12 protein-coding genes and 1 pseudogene are annotated in these 13,153 nt (G+C 64.8%); 5 read left to right on the top strand and 8 right to left on the bottom strand.

Translation table 11 applies throughout. From position 1 onward, the window contains the following. Window positions 1–200: 200 nt before the first annotated feature. Complete coding sequence (locus ABZS43_RS25460) at window positions 201–371, bottom strand: hypothetical protein (protein ID WP_355038469.1); 171 nt, start codon at window positions 369–371, stop codon at window positions 201–203. Between the two features lie 173 nt (window positions 372–544). On the opposite strand from ABZS43_RS25460, the gene ABZS43_RS25455 reads away from it, so the two are divergent. Then, the gene (locus ABZS43_RS25455; RefSeq protein ID WP_355038468.1) at window positions 545–3,976 is read left to right on the top strand and encodes an NB-ARC domain-containing protein; all 3,432 of its coding nucleotides are present in this window, start codon (window positions 545–547) and stop codon (window positions 3,974–3,976) included. Here ABZS43_RS25455 and ABZS43_RS25450 read toward each other — a convergent pair. From ABZS43_RS25450 to ABZS43_RS25420, 7 genes and pseudogenes are all read right to left on the bottom strand, one after another. Then, on the bottom strand, window positions 3,910–5,043 hold the full coding sequence (locus ABZS43_RS25450) for a hypothetical protein (RefSeq protein WP_355038467.1): 1,134 nt from the start codon (window positions 5,041–5,043) through the stop codon (window positions 3,910–3,912). The genes ABZS43_RS25455 and ABZS43_RS25450 overlap by 67 nt on opposite strands. Window positions 5,044–5,339: 296 nt before the next feature. Beyond that, window positions 5,340–6,149 (bottom strand): class I SAM-dependent methyltransferase, encoded by an 810-nt coding sequence (locus ABZS43_RS25445; protein ID WP_355038466.1) that lies wholly within the window; start codon window positions 6,147–6,149, stop codon window positions 5,340–5,342. A gap of 137 nt (window positions 6,150–6,286) precedes the next feature. Beyond that, a complete protein-coding gene (locus tag ABZS43_RS25440; protein ID WP_355038465.1) occupies window positions 6,287–6,508 on the bottom strand; it encodes a hypothetical protein in 222 nt (73 codons plus the stop codon). A 137-nt stretch (window positions 6,509–6,645) separates the two neighbouring features. Then, window positions 6,646–7,140 (bottom strand): hypothetical protein, encoded by a 495-nt coding sequence (locus ABZS43_RS25435; RefSeq protein ID WP_355038464.1) that lies wholly within the window; start codon window positions 7,138–7,140, stop codon window positions 6,646–6,648. A 153-nt stretch (window positions 7,141–7,293) separates the two neighbouring features. Then, the gene (locus ABZS43_RS25430) at window positions 7,294–7,425 is read right to left on the bottom strand and encodes a hypothetical protein (protein ID WP_355038463.1); all 132 of its coding nucleotides are present in this window, start codon (window positions 7,423–7,425) and stop codon (window positions 7,294–7,296) included. Window positions 7,426–7,758: 333 nt separating this feature from the next. After that, window positions 7,759–8,154: pseudogene (locus ABZS43_RS25425) on the bottom strand (SDR family oxidoreductase); the annotation flags it as partial. 25 nt (window positions 8,155–8,179) lie between these two features. Then, on the bottom strand, window positions 8,180–9,166 hold the full coding sequence (locus tag ABZS43_RS25420; RefSeq protein ID WP_355038462.1) for a LysR family transcriptional regulator: 987 nt from the start codon (window positions 9,164–9,166) through the stop codon (window positions 8,180–8,182). A 118-nt stretch (window positions 9,167–9,284) separates the two neighbouring features. Between ABZS43_RS25420 and ABZS43_RS25415 the strand changes: the two genes are divergently transcribed. Genes ABZS43_RS25415 through ABZS43_RS25400 form a run of 4 tightly spaced genes read left to right on the top strand, consistent with a single transcriptional unit; the run spans window position 9,285 to window position 13,147 of the window. After that, window positions 9,285–10,421, top strand: a complete 1,137-nt coding sequence (locus ABZS43_RS25415; RefSeq protein WP_355038461.1) for an FAD-dependent monooxygenase — start codon at window positions 9,285–9,287, stop codon at window positions 10,419–10,421. A 26-nt stretch (window positions 10,422–10,447) separates the two neighbouring features. After that, the gene (locus tag ABZS43_RS25410; RefSeq protein ID WP_355038460.1) at window positions 10,448–11,386 is read left to right on the top strand and encodes a VOC family protein; all 939 of its coding nucleotides are present in this window, start codon (window positions 10,448–10,450) and stop codon (window positions 11,384–11,386) included. Window positions 11,387–11,426: 40 nt separating this feature from the next. Further along, window positions 11,427–12,419, top strand: coding sequence for a fumarylacetoacetate hydrolase family protein (locus ABZS43_RS25405; protein WP_355038459.1), 993 nt, complete (start codon window positions 11,427–11,429; stop codon window positions 12,417–12,419). Continuing rightward, entirely contained in the window at window positions 12,416–13,147 is a 732-nt protein-coding gene (locus ABZS43_RS25400; protein WP_355038458.1) for an SDR family oxidoreductase, read from the top strand. Before ABZS43_RS25405 ends, ABZS43_RS25400 begins: the two co-directional genes overlap by 4 nt. Window positions 13,148–13,153 lie beyond the last annotated feature (6 nt).

Genomic DNA, 13,153 nt, shown 5'->3' with positions numbered 1-13,153 from the left:
CAGCAACAGTTGGCCAGCCCGCTGGCCACAGTTGCTCCTGATCGCACACGCACAGTTCGACCCTGCGCACGAAAGGAGGCGCTGACCGTGGGAATCAGACCGCGGGTGCTGTTGCAGCAGACGTCAAGCGGCGTTCGCTCAACACGCACCTCGGGTGATCCTATGTGTCCGAATGGTCTTCGTGACTGACCTCCGTTTGCTCAACATAGCCAGTCGACGAGGCGAGCACCGAGTTCTCCGAGGATGCCCTCGAGGAGGCATACGGTGACGGTGGCTGTCGCGGTGAGGGCGGGGGTACGAACTCGATGCCACCACTGGACAATCCGGTCGGGCTCGTCGCTGGAATCGTTCGGTTCGGTGGTGTTGGTCATCAGATACTCGCTTGCCTTCGATCACGCGGAGGGTGTGTGACAAGGAAGCATCTCGGGTTCGTTGGCGCGCAACTCACCGATCCGTTAGCGTGGGTCGAAAGTGCATGTCGGAGCTGGTTTCCGAGTCGTCCGAGTCGGATCGAGTCGGACGGAGACCGAGGAGGGTTGATCCGGTGAGCCAGGCTTCCGGCGCGGATGCCGAGTCCGCGCGCAGGCGGTTCGTCTCGGAATTGACAGCGCTCCGCGCAGCAACGGGCCTGCCCTTGACTCAGATCTCAGAGTGGATCTGGAACCGGCACGGTCGCAGGGTGGCGGTGTCGACGATCAGCGAGTGGTTCAGACCTGATCCTCGTGTCCCGCGAGACGACGCCAACTTCCTCCTTGTCATCGAATGCCTTCACAGGGAAGTCTCTCCGGAGTGGACGAGCGCGGACAAACGCAGGTGGAACGCGGACAAACGCAGGTGGCAGCTGCTGCGCCGCGCGGCGTATCACGAACCCCGCGCGCATCTGAAGCCTGACACTGTCACACCGGCTTCCGATGCGGCCGACGTGAGCGACGGGAGACCTTCGCTCACGGAGGCCGTCACCTCCGACTTTCCTGCGCGCAGAGTCGCCGGTGAGACATCCGAGTCGGCGTCGGCCGAAGTCGATGAGACCCCGCTGCTGTTGCCGATGCCGCGTGGTGCGCTGTTGGCGCAGTATGCGTTGGATCTGTTCAGCAGTATCGATTCGGCATTCACTGGACACGACAACGACGGGGACCCCGCCGTGTCGAAGGTAATGGACGAAATCGTAGCGTCGGTGACTGCACCGAAGACTCCGCTCGGGCGACAGATGCGCAATCGGTTGCACGAGGTCGGGTTGCAAGCCGCAGTGTTGTTGGAATGGCTGCCCCAGCATCGGTTGGCTCTGGCCCATTGGACCCGCGACGACCGATACGGTTGCGCAGCGCTGCTCCCCAAGTTGCGGTCACGCCTGGCCGAGGCGATCCACTCCGGCCGGTTCGCTGTGCCCGACCCCCGCGCTGCATCTTTGATCGCCGCAGCGATACTCGACCGTCCCGAGGATGCCTTCGCGACCCACCTTGCCGACAAGGCTCCTGCTCCGCGATCGACCAGCAAACAATGGGAGTTCTATCGAGAAGTCCACGAGCGGACACGACCGACACACCCCGTCCGGGACCGAGCCACCCTCGAGCCATCCACTTCGGCATCCGCGGCCGATACTCGCCGAGAAGAACACGCGCGGGCCGCGCGAGCGGTGAAGGTGAAATGTCGAGCCGACTTCTACGGGCGCGATCAACTTGTCTCACGCATTTCGCAGGGGATCGAGAAGGCGGACAGTGGCGTCGTCGTGTGGCTCAGCGGACGCCATGGGGTCGGGAAATCCGAGCTGGCAGCGCAGGTCGCCAACACTCTGTCCAGCCGATACGACGTGCTGCCGCCACTGGATATGAACCTGTTGCGTCCGCGGCTGGAAGAATCCGATAACGACGACGATGTCGAGCATCGCGCTCGCCAACGCCAGATCACCGCTCGCAGAGGTGCGACACTCCTGCTCAAGGCCGCTGGCGAACCTGTCGAAGCAACCCTGACAGACAACCGAGCCCTCTTCGCTCGGCTTCGCGCGACCCTGAGCCGAGGGAGGTATTTGCTGCTACTGGACAACGCCCTCGACAGTGACGAGGTAGCGCCGCTGATCGAAGCCGCCGACGACGCGGTAGTCCTCGTGACGTCGCATCAACGAACCCAGCCCTTCGCCCGCCACGAATTCGCTGTGCACGTACCGGAGCTGAAGCGAGCCGACAGCGCGAAGCTGCTCGAAGCCGTCAACCCCTGGTTGCGGCCCTCCGATCGAGTCGAACTCGAGCGGATCGCGGACTTCTGCGACAATCTTCCGCTCGCCCTGCACCTCGTTGCCGCGATGCTCACAGGATACGACCGACCCAGTGTCGTCGCTACAATCGGAACTTTATCCACAACATTGGCCTCTGAGGCCTTGCGCCTGGATGTCTTCGGCAAAGGCGAGGACAACGCGATACGCAGGATCGTACTGCTCAGTTACGCCAATTTGACGCCGTCACAACGCGAAGCCTTCCAGTTCATGTCGTTGGCAAAAGTATTTGCCGCACCGCATTTCTCCTTCGCGCTGAACCACGGCGATGCAGCCCGAACGGAATTGACCCTGCACTCCTTGGTCGAAGCGAGCCTCGGTGAAAGCCACAGCCGAGTCGACGCTCGCGACGGGTCGCATCGGGCGTTCCAGCTTCACGAACTCATCCGGTTGTTCGCGGGGGAACGGCTGCGACGACACGAGTCGCCCGAGCGTATCGAAGAATTCGAACGACGCCTTGCCGAATATATGAACGACCGACTCGAGGAGGTGACGGGGCACTCGAATCGGGCCGATCACAGCCTCGCGGTAGACCCCACGCCCGCTCATCGTGCGCTCGATCTTGCTACCCGACACGGATGGTGGGATGTCGCAGACTCGTTATGTGCCCGATTGTGCACCATTTACCTCGAAACAGGTGATCTCGACGCGACAAACGACGCAATCGAACTGACAGTCGATGCTCTGCTCCACCATCGTCGAGTCCGATTGGCTGTCGAAACAATCCTTGAGCGCATTGCGCATCTCAACGTAGATGAGCAAGCTTGCCGAATGGCGCTCCGATGGGCACATCGAGCCCGCGAAATCGCGCTCGAGCATGAACTTGTAGAAGGGTACTACCGCTCGGTATTGGAGATAACGCGTATCACGACCGACCTCGGTGAGTACGAGACCGCCTACATCTCGATGTCGGACGCCGAGAGGTGGCTGTCTCAGCGAGGCGAAGACATCGGTCTCTTCCCGATAGTTATCAATCTAGCTCGTCTCACACTTCATTTGCGCGATACCAAGCTGGTCGCGAACGGCCCGAGTGCCAATAGTTATGCCAGGCAAGCGGTCGAGGTCGCGCGTCGGCGAAATGATACGACTGCGCTGGCCATAGCGCATTTCGAGATGGGGCGAACAACCGAAGAGTGCGATGACGCAGTTGTTCACTACACTCTCTCTGGAAATTTCTACATAGAGCTCATGCAGTTCAACAATGCCGCTGTAGCCGCACAGAACCGTGCAGGAGTGCTGGCGTCGGGAGGGCAGGTTGAGAATGCCTGTGCGGCACAGGTAGAAGCGGTCGAGAACTGGCGACGCCAGGGTGCAGAACCCGCCCGGTTCGCGACAGCTCTCATCGAACTGGCGCGCTACCGGTTCGTTCTCGGCCACCGACATGCAGTTGAGAGATTATTGAGCGAGGCTGCCGATATCAGCTTGCCAGGCTCGGACAAGCTGGCCTATGAAATCCTCGTACGCCTCGCCGTGCTACGAAGACTAGAAGGCGCAACGACGGTGATATCGGTCGAGTCGCCCGCTGACATCGACGAAAGCGTCGAAACAGCCGCAGCCGCCGTAACAAAGCTCGCGCTGCGTTCAGCCGATCGCGACCGCCTCACGGCCCTGCTGTCACACGCCCCGCTTCACGGACCCACGCCCTACGACTTGTGGGTAGTCACGCATCGGCTCGGGCTCAACGCTGCTTCGTTGGCCAAGTATCGTTGAGACTGGCCAACTGTCGCTGCGAGGCACATGTGTTCGCGCGCGAGTAGCCGTTCGTCGGCGTGTCCGCCCCACCGGGTTTCGAAACCCGGACGTTTCTTCGGGATGATCGTGTTCGGCGCGGCGACGAAGAACTCCTCCAGGCGTGGATAGTCCTGGGTCTGCACGGTCAGCCAGAGCCGGGAATGCTCACCGTCGACACGAACAGCGATTCCCAGGCTATCGGCCAGTTCGAAGACGAACCGCTCGGCTGCGGCGCGCTCGGCGCGGTAGGCGACCTCGACCGCGCGCCATGCCTGGGCGCGGGCGCTGTAGCAACGCCGCACCCGATACACCGCCCACTCACACACATCCATCGCCGCATCGGCCAGGACGTGGACCTCGACCGCACCATCAGCACGTAGGCGGTCCCGCAATGATTTGCCCGGCCCGAACAGGCCACTGCGGTGGTTGAGCGCCAGCGTGCAATACTCGTCGACGAGATGTTTGAAGGCTTCCTCGGGATAGGTGCGGTAGCGGGCGAGCTGGTCGGGCCAATTGGGAACACTGACGTAGCAACACTGCCTACAGCAACTTTGCGGCCACCACACGCCGAACAGTCCGAACAGGTAGCCCTGACTCATCGCCCGGGTCATCCCGGCCGCGTGCAGCGGGTAGATCGGATGTCGGCGCCCGCCCATGGTGACCGAGGTATCGCGGGCGATCCGCCCAGTTTCTTCGGCGGCATAGCCCACGGCGTGGACGTAGGAGCGCGGACCCAAATATGTTGCGCGCCAAGCATCTAGGGGCTGGCCTTTTGCCTTGGCTGAGCAGGTACGCCCGGACAGGGTGGGCATGACCCCGTTGGCGCGGTGCTCGGCCGAGAGCGGGTAGAAGCCGTGGGCGTCGGGATCGGGATGCAGGCGGGTCGGGGACCGGGTGTCTTGCAGGACGACGATCCCGTCGGCGACTTTCGGTCCGGCGCGGGCGACTTCGACGAAACGCACCCGGCGGGCGGCGAGCAACGGCAGGATATGTTGCGCGACAAGGTCATTGGTCGATGACCACTCGTCACCTGTTTGAGCCACCATTACCAGAAGGTTCGACAGGTCATCGAGCAACTCCGGTGGCCGGAATCCTGGATCGAGCAGAGTGCGGGTAACCCCCGCGGCGCAGTCTACTCATTCCGAACGACCAGCAGACAGGCATCGCATCGTCGTCGAAAAGCGTTGCGAGAGGGAATAATCCCTCGGATCCCCCGCCCATGGCAGTCGTTCCTTTCGCAGAGGGCGCGGCCCCGGGACGCACCCGGCCGGACGGCCGGGCCGGAATCGAGGGCGGAGACCGGTCCTCGCCGAGGACCGGTGCTTGCGGATTTCCGCGCGTGTCAGCGGTGAGGGGGGCGGCGCGCGTGCAGGAGCACGGTGTCGGTGTCGGTGTCCGAGGTGGTGAACGCCCCGGCGGGTAGTGGTTCGTGGCCGCCGTGGGCGGTGATGAGTTCGCGTATGGCCGCGTGGTCGTGGTCGGCGCGGTAGGTGTAGCCGTTGGGGGCGAGGGCCAGCAACTGCCCGCCGTCGTCGAGCAGGTTCCAGGCGGTGTGGAGGTGGTCCATCCACACGGTCGGGCGGCCGGGTAGCGCGAAGGGCGGGTTCATCACCACGGCGGCGTATCGCGATGTGGTGGTCGCGGTGAATTCTTCGAAGCCGTCGATGACGATGGTGACCCGCGGGTTGTAGTCGATGTGGGCGGCACGCGCGCGGTCGGGTTCGACGGCGGTGACTTCCACGCCCGGGTTGGTGGCCAGGATCGCGCGCACCAGCGCGCCGTCTCCGGCCGAGGGCTCGAGCACGTGCGCGCCGGGCGGGAGAGCGGCGATCCCGGAATGCTCACCTGCGACGAGGAGGCGGGCCAGCGGCTCGGGGGTCGCCCAGTACGCCTCGAGGACCTTGCGGTCGGTGTTGGGGGTCATGCCACGCGTCACGGCCGCTTCGATGATCTCGCTCGGGTTATCGGGGAAGACGTGGGCTCGGGCCTGGCGGTTCCATTTCCCGCCCATGGCCTCGAGGACCCGATCGACTTTCCGGTAGTCGGCTTGGCTGAGTTGCTGGGGCAGGTACAGGTTGCGGCCTTCGATCCGGGACTCGGCCAGGATCTCGCGAGCGAACTCGGGTACCGGCACCGAGGTTCTGACAGCCATCGATGATCACCTTTCACACTGGACCTTGAATAGGGGCAGGGACAGAGAGGGGCTCGGCGCTGGGGATTGGAACGACGCCGCACCGCAGTCGCGCACCCGAACACCATTGGTGGACCCGAACTCCCGGCGTCGGGGCGTCAACAGGAGGTGTCGATGAGCAGTTCGACCCATTCGCCGGTGACGGCGAGGCGATAGAGCACGCGGTGGTCCTCGGTCGTGGTGGTGGTGACGGTGATGTGCAGCCGGTAGTTCTCGGTCCAGGTGCGTAGCTCGTCCCCGGTGGCGGCGAGCCGGTGGCGGGCGTCGGGGTCCAGGGACTCGAAGTGCTCGCCGTAGTCGGCCAGACTTCCGGTGTACAAAGCGCCCGCGTAGGACCAGACGTAACGGCGGGGCTCACCATGCAGACACCGCGGGTGATGGCGGACATGGACACTACCCAGGACCGAGGACGCGGACTCTGGGCACCTGCACGGCACCGCCGCTCCGGCGAGGCGTCTCATGCGTTGGGTTTCCCGATGATGTGGGCGATCAGGGCCCGCAGAGCGTGCAGTCGTCCGTGCCGGGTCTGGGTGTTGAGGTAGGTCGAGAGCTCGACCGCGGCGACGAAGGCTTCGCGCAGTTGTTCGCCGAGTTGGTCGACTTCGCTGCGCCTGTCGAGGAGTTGCTGGATCTGCTCGCTCAGGCGCGTGATCTGGGGTCCGGGTCCTGCCATCGCGGCCGGGACGAGAACGACACCGAACTCCGCGGCCAGCACGGCCAGCAACTCCCGCCCGTTGGGCATCGGAGCGCGGTCGGCGGCCTGGACCTCGGCCAGGCCCTGCGGGGTCGAGCAGACCGCGCAATTCTCGCGGGGCTGCTCGTAGCTGCACCGGGTTCCGGTGACCTCGTCGAGCGGATCGCCCTGCTGGATCAACGCGTCCAGACACCAGCGGCCGTCCTCGAACACCATGTATACCTTCACCGCGTCCTCGATTCGATGCTCATCGGGCATGTACGGATCGAAATCGGGGTCATCGGCGGCGTCGATCTCGTTGTCACTCAGAGTTTCTCGCCTTTCTACGAGTTCGGATGATGCGTGGAGATCCAGGGCTGGGCGTGCCAGGAAACGGACCGGAGTCGGTCGCAGCGGCGGGTAATCGCGGGTTCAGTCGATCCAGTCGGCGACCGCCCCGGCCCCGGTGTGGGTGGCGGCTTCGGCGATCACCTCGGCCATGGACACATCCACCCGGAAGCGGTGCCCGATGTCGGCCTCGACCGCTGCGTACTGCGCGGCCAACTCGGGGTGCAGGCGCGCGGCCCGAACTAGCCCTGAACTGGACGAATAGATACAGAACACGCACGACGCGCTTAACCGGCTTACACCACGGTTCTGCGCGGGTCTACGGTTCCAACGGCTGGTTGGTGTGGCTGCAAGCTAGTTGTGGTCGGCGAGCTTGTGGTCGGTGAGCGCCGCCGGCAGGCGAGTCGAAGGCAGGCAGCGGACCGAGGGCTGACATGGAAGGTCGGCGAGGTAGACGCCGCCTGCCGACGCCCGATGCGGGCGTCGGCAGGCGGTACAGGAGAAACTCCTGTCGGTGTTTGGTTGGACGTCGACTGTCCATCGGAGGGTTCAGCGAATGGAGGAGCCGATTCCGAGTCCGCCGTCGACATCCAGGACGATTCCGCTGACGTATCTGGCGGCGGGTGAGCAGAGGTAGGCGGCGGCCTCGGCGATATCTGCGGGAGCACCGGTGCGTCGCTGCGGGACTTTGGCGACGAGTTTCTCGCGCGCGGGTGCGTTCATCGACGCCAGCATCGGCGTCTCGATGAGCCCCGGTGCGATGGCATTGGCGGTGATGCCTTGGCGTGCGGTCTCGAGCGCGATTGTGCGCGTCAGGCCGATCCCCGCTTTCGCTGCGACGTAGTTGGCTTGGCCGAAGTTTCCGCGCCAGGTCATCGAGGAGAACGATACGATCCACCCGAAGCCTCGAGATCGCATGTGCGGCAATACCGCTCGCGCGCAGAAGAAGGCTCCGGACGAGCGTGAAGTCTTACCGGGGGCTTTGGTTGATCGGTTGGGCTGTGTCTGCGTTGTTCAGTTCAAGTGCGGCTTGTCGGATCAGTGTGCGCAGGAATCGGTGTTCGGGTTCGTCTGTGAGCATGGGGTGCCACCACATCGCTTGGGTGAGTTGTCCGAGATCGACGGGGCAGGGGTCGGCGCGCAGCCCTTCGTGTATGACGGGCAGGTCGAGCATGCGGCGGGGAAGCAGGGCAATGCGCGCGCTGCCTGTGACTAGAGCCGGGGCGGTGAGAAAGCTTTCGGTGACGACCTGCACGCGTGGTTCTATGCCGAGCATTCGTAGTCGTCGTGCCGCCGGGGTGGATGCGGTTTGGCTGTTGTAGACCAGCACCCAGGGTCGTCGGCGCAAATCGTCGGCGGTGGGTGGGTCGGGGGTGTGTTCGGGGTCGGAGACCACGATCCAGTCGTCGTGGAAGATGGTTTCGTTGGGAAGGTCGGTGACGAAGCCGTGGGGGACGAGCATCACGTCGTGGGCGGTGAGGGTGTGCTCGGCGCGTGCGACCAGATCCGGAATCGAGGGTAGCCAGCGCAGTCGTGCGTGGGGGGCGCGTTGGTCGAGGAGTTGCGTCAGCCGTTGCCCGAGCAGGGCGGTGGTGTAGTCGCTGGTGATGACCGTGTATTCGCGGGTGGTGTCGGTGGCTTCGAAGGTTGCTCGTGAGGCGAAGACCCGCTCGACGCCGGTCAGCGCCATGCGGGTGCGTTGGCGTAGATCGATGCCGAACGGGGTGAGTTGGTAACGGTTGCCGACCCGGTGCAGGATTTCGTCGTCGAAATGGCGTCGGAGTCTTGCCAGTGACGCCGAGACGGCGGGTTGGGTGACGCCGAGGTGTTCGGCGGCGCGGGTGACGCTCTGGTGATGTAGTACGGCGTTCAAAGTGACCAAGAGGTTCAGGTCCAGGTTGGCCAACGCACGGGCGGTGGGCTCTGCTCGTTCTCCGTCGGTGTTCTTCGATGCCATAACTCAAGTTTATGCCGTGCATATGAAATCTCATCTTCCCTGATAGTGGCGTGGGTCTCAAAGTGGAGTGCGTCACCACATCGCCCGGGTATGCGGGCTGCTTCAGGGAAGTGATTCGATGCACCCTCTCTCCGTCCAGTCGGTACTCGTCGTCGGCGGTGGTCTCGCCGGCTCGGCTGCCGCGACCTTTCTCGCCCGTGCGGGTGTGCAGGTCGACCTCGTCGAGGCCAGTGGCCGTGGCCACGCGATAGGTTCGGGTATCACGTTGCAGGGCAATGCCCTTCGTGTGCTGCGCGATCTCGGTGTATGGGAACGGGTGGCCGCGCGAGCCTGGGGATTCGACACGTTGGGTATCCGCGCGACCGATGAGGCCGGGACTTTGCTGGTGGAGATCCCCGACAATCGAACCGGAGGCCCCGACCTGCCCGCGGCAGTGGGTATGCAACGTCTGGTGCTGGCAGCGATCCTGCACGAGGCTGCCGAGGCCGCAGGAGCGAAACTGCGTTTCGGTGCACAGGTCAACGGATTCGAGGTCGGTCCCGACGACGTGGAGGTCACCTTCGGTGACGGCGCTCGCCTGCGGTACGACGTGGTGATCGGTGCCGATGGTGTTCGTTCGGCTACGCGCCGGGCACTGGGAATCGACTGTGAACCGCAACCGACAGGGATGGGGATCTGGCGGGCGGTCTGCGCTCGGCCCGCCTCGATCACCCGTACCGATCTCTACTACGGCGGGCCCGGCTATATCGCGGGGTATTGCCCGACCGGTGCCGATTCGATGTATGCCTACATCGTCGAGGACGCCCGCGAGCGTTCCGGACTGTCCAAACCCGAGCAGCTCGAGGTGATGCGCGGGTTGGCGGCCGGATACCACGGTCCGTGGGACGAGGTCCGCGCGCTTCTCACCGATCCGGAGGCGATCAACTACACCCGGTTCGATCATCACGTGATCGACGGCCCGTGGAATCGGGGCCGGGTCGTGCTGATCGGCGATGCCGCGCATGTGTGTCCGCCCACTCTGGCGCAGGGGGGCGCTCAAGCACTCGAGGACGCGGCCGTGCTGGCCGAGCTGCTCACCACCGAACCGGTCGGTGAAGCGTTGTGGAAGCGATTCACCCAGCGCAGGCTGCCCCGCGCGAAGGCCGTTGTCGATGCGTCGGTGCAGTTGGGGCGCTGGATGGTCGATCACGATCCCGACGCCGACGTGCCCGGCTTGATGGGTCGTATCGCAGCCCTCGTCACCACCCCCGCCTGATCCCGCTCACAATTAACGGAGTTCCGATGACCGGATACGCCTTCACCCACCTACGGCACGTCGCGCTGGCAGTGCCCGATTTCGACAAGCAACTGGACTTCTACACCAACCATTGGGGTCTGTCGGTCGTCGCGAACGACGGCGAGGTCACCTACCTGGCCGCCGAGGGTTCACCGGAGCAGTACGTTGTACGGATCCGCCGCAGCAGCGAGAAACGCCTCGATCTGGTTGCCTTCGGTGCCGCGGGTCCCCGTGCGGTCGACGCGCTGGCGGACAAACTCGGACGCGAGGGTGTGACGTTGATTGGTGAGCCGGATCGGTTGGCGACACCCGGTGGCGGATACGGGTTCCGGTTTTTCGACAACGAGGGACGCACGATCGAGATCTCCGCCGACGTCGCCGCGCGCGAACACCGCAAGGTCGAAGAGGGCGAACCGATTCCGGTGAAACTTTCCCACGTCGTCGTCAACTCCGCCGACCCCGAGAACACGGTCGCCTTCTACGCGAAGTATTTCGGGTTCCAGGTCTCCGACATCCTGATGCATCCGCGCATGGGCAACATGATGTGGTTCCTGCGGACCAACAATTGGCACCATTCCATGGCGGTGGCCCGTGGCCCGCATCCCTCGCTACACCACGCCTCCTTCGAAATGCGCGGCATCGACGAGTACATGCGTGGCACCGGCGCGATGTTGCGGTCGGGGGTGGAGAAGATCTGGGGTCCCGGCAGGCACAAGGCGGGCAACAACACCTTCTCCTATTTCCTGGACCCCAACGGCAACACGATGGAATACACCACCGAACTCGAGGTCCTCGCCGAGGACAGTTGGCATCCGCATCTCTACGACTTCACCGAGCCCGACGTTGCCGACCAGTGGGGCACCGCCAACGCGATGGACGAATTCGTCGCGGCGAAATCGTTCAACGACCCCGACAAGGGACTGTTCGTCGCGCCGCCTGTGTGACCTCTGACCTCTACCATCCCTGCTTTCAGGAAGTCCGCCCATGCAGTTCGCCACCATCCGCCTCGGCGGCAGCACGCGTGCCGCGGTCGTCTCCGGCGATCACGTTCATCCGTTCCCGGACCGAACCACGGTGTTGGACCTTGTTCGTTCCGGTCTGCCCGCCGCGCTCGCCGCTGGTCGGCACATCCTGGCCGACGCGCCGCCGGTGCCGGTGTCCGCGGTGACCTTCGATGCTTCGTTGCGACCGCCGACGATCCGGGATTTCGTCACCTTCGAGGAGCATGTTGAGGGTGTACGCGCCGCGGTTCAGGGCCAGACCGGCGTGCCCGAAGCCTGGTATGCGGCACCGCATTTCTATTTCACCAACCCGCATACGGTGAACGGTCCGGACGCGGTGGTGTCGGCGCCGCCCGGATGCGGTGAACTGGATTTCGAACTCGAGGTCGCCGCGGTGGTCGGGATCGCCGGTCGTGACCTGAGTGTCGAGCAGGCCGCCGATCACCTGTTCGGCTACACGATCCTCAACGACTGGTCGGCCCGTGATCTGCAACGGCTGGAAATGGAGGTGGGTCTCGGACCGGCCAAGGGCAAGGACTTCGCCAACACCCTCGGCCCGGTCCTGGTGACCGCCGACGAGTTGGCACCCCGACTCGATTCCGAGGGTTTCCTGTCGTTGTCGTGCACCGCGCATATCAACGGTGTCGAGACAGGGCGCGACATGCTGTCGAATATGGGCTGGACCTTCCCGACGATGCTGGCCTACGCCTCCCGTGGCGCAGCGATCGAGCCCGGCGACGTCCTGGGCTCGGGCACCGTCGGCAACGGCGGCTGCCTGGCAGAACTGTGGGGGCGGCGAGGCAGGTTCGACCCGCCGCCGCTGCGAGCGGGCGACGTGGTCGCTCTGACCGTGGAAGGGATCGGCACCCTCACCAATACTGTGGGTACTCCCGCACCCCCAGCCGCTGCGTTGCCCGTACCCCGTCTGCGGGACCGCGCCGCGCACCGCGCTCAGTTCACGGCGGCGGCCCGGTGACCGGCGATGCTCCGGTGGTGGTGGTGACCGGCGCGGCCGGAGGTATCGGCGCGGCGATCACCGAACTACTGGCCGCCGACCACCGCGTCATCGCCCTGGACCGGGAACAGGCGCCCGGCATATGCGGTTTCGACGTCACCGACCCCGACGGCTGGCAGCACCTGGCCGCTTCCCTGCCGGGACCGGTGCACGGCCTGGTCAACTGTGCCGGGGTGACGCGTCGCGCGCGCCTGACCGAGGTGAGTGTCGCGGATATGACCGAGACCCACGCGGTGAACGTGCTCGCGCCGCTGCTGGCCATCCAGGCTCTGGTGCCGAGGATGCGCCCGGGCTCGTCGATCGTCAACATCGGTTCGGTCGCCGCGCTCACCGGCCATTACCCGGTGGCCTACACCACCAGTAAATGGGCACTGCGGGGGCTCACACACACCGCAGCGCTGGCTCTCGGCGAGCGGGGGATCCGAGCCAACATCGTGCACCCCGGCTTCATCGACACCCCGATGACCGCATCAGCGCCGGATGCTTTCCGGGTGGCGTCGGTCGGCGAGACCGCCCTGGGCCGCGCAGGCACGGCTGACGAGGTCGCCGCGACCGTGCGATTCCTGCTCGGCGCGGGTGCCGGCTACATCACCGGTAGCGAGATCACCGTGGACGGCGGGGCCACGTCACACGGCGGAGTGAAGTCGATCTCCGACGCCCTGGGCGCGACGACACCCACAACATTGTGAAATGGA

This window comes from Nocardia sp. NPDC005366, from assembly GCF_040606855.1.
Classification (GTDB): domain Bacteria; phylum Actinomycetota; class Actinomycetes; order Mycobacteriales; family Mycobacteriaceae; genus Nocardia.
Note: the sequence above shows the minus strand (reverse complement) of the source record. Positions and strands in the feature narration are given on the sequence as shown.

Bases quoted from the DNA above. Each gene is read 5' to 3' on its own strand.
- ABZS43_RS25460 (WP_355038469.1), bottom strand. From the start codon at position 371: ATGACCAACACCACCGAACCGAACGATTCCAGCGACGAGCCCGACCGG.
- ABZS43_RS25450 (WP_355038467.1), bottom strand. From the start codon at position 5,043: ATGGTGGCTCAAACAGGTGACGAGTGGTCATCGACCAATGACCTTGTC.
- ABZS43_RS25445 (WP_355038466.1), bottom strand. From the start codon at position 6,149: ATGGCTGTCAGAACCTCGGTGCCGGTACCCGAGTTCGCTCGCGAGATC.
- ABZS43_RS25435 (WP_355038464.1), bottom strand. From the start codon at position 7,140: ATGCCCGATGAGCATCGAATCGAGGACGCGGTGAAGGTATACATGGTG.
- ABZS43_RS25420 (WP_355038462.1), bottom strand. From the start codon at position 9,166: ATGGCATCGAAGAACACCGACGGAGAACGAGCAGAGCCCACCGCCCGT.
- ABZS43_RS25415 (WP_355038461.1), top strand. From the start codon at position 9,285: ATGCACCCTCTCTCCGTCCAGTCGGTACTCGTCGTCGGCGGTGGTCTC.
- ABZS43_RS25410 (WP_355038460.1), top strand. From the start codon at position 10,448: ATGACCGGATACGCCTTCACCCACCTACGGCACGTCGCGCTGGCAGTG.
- ABZS43_RS25405 (WP_355038459.1), top strand. From the start codon at position 11,427: ATGCAGTTCGCCACCATCCGCCTCGGCGGCAGCACGCGTGCCGCGGTC.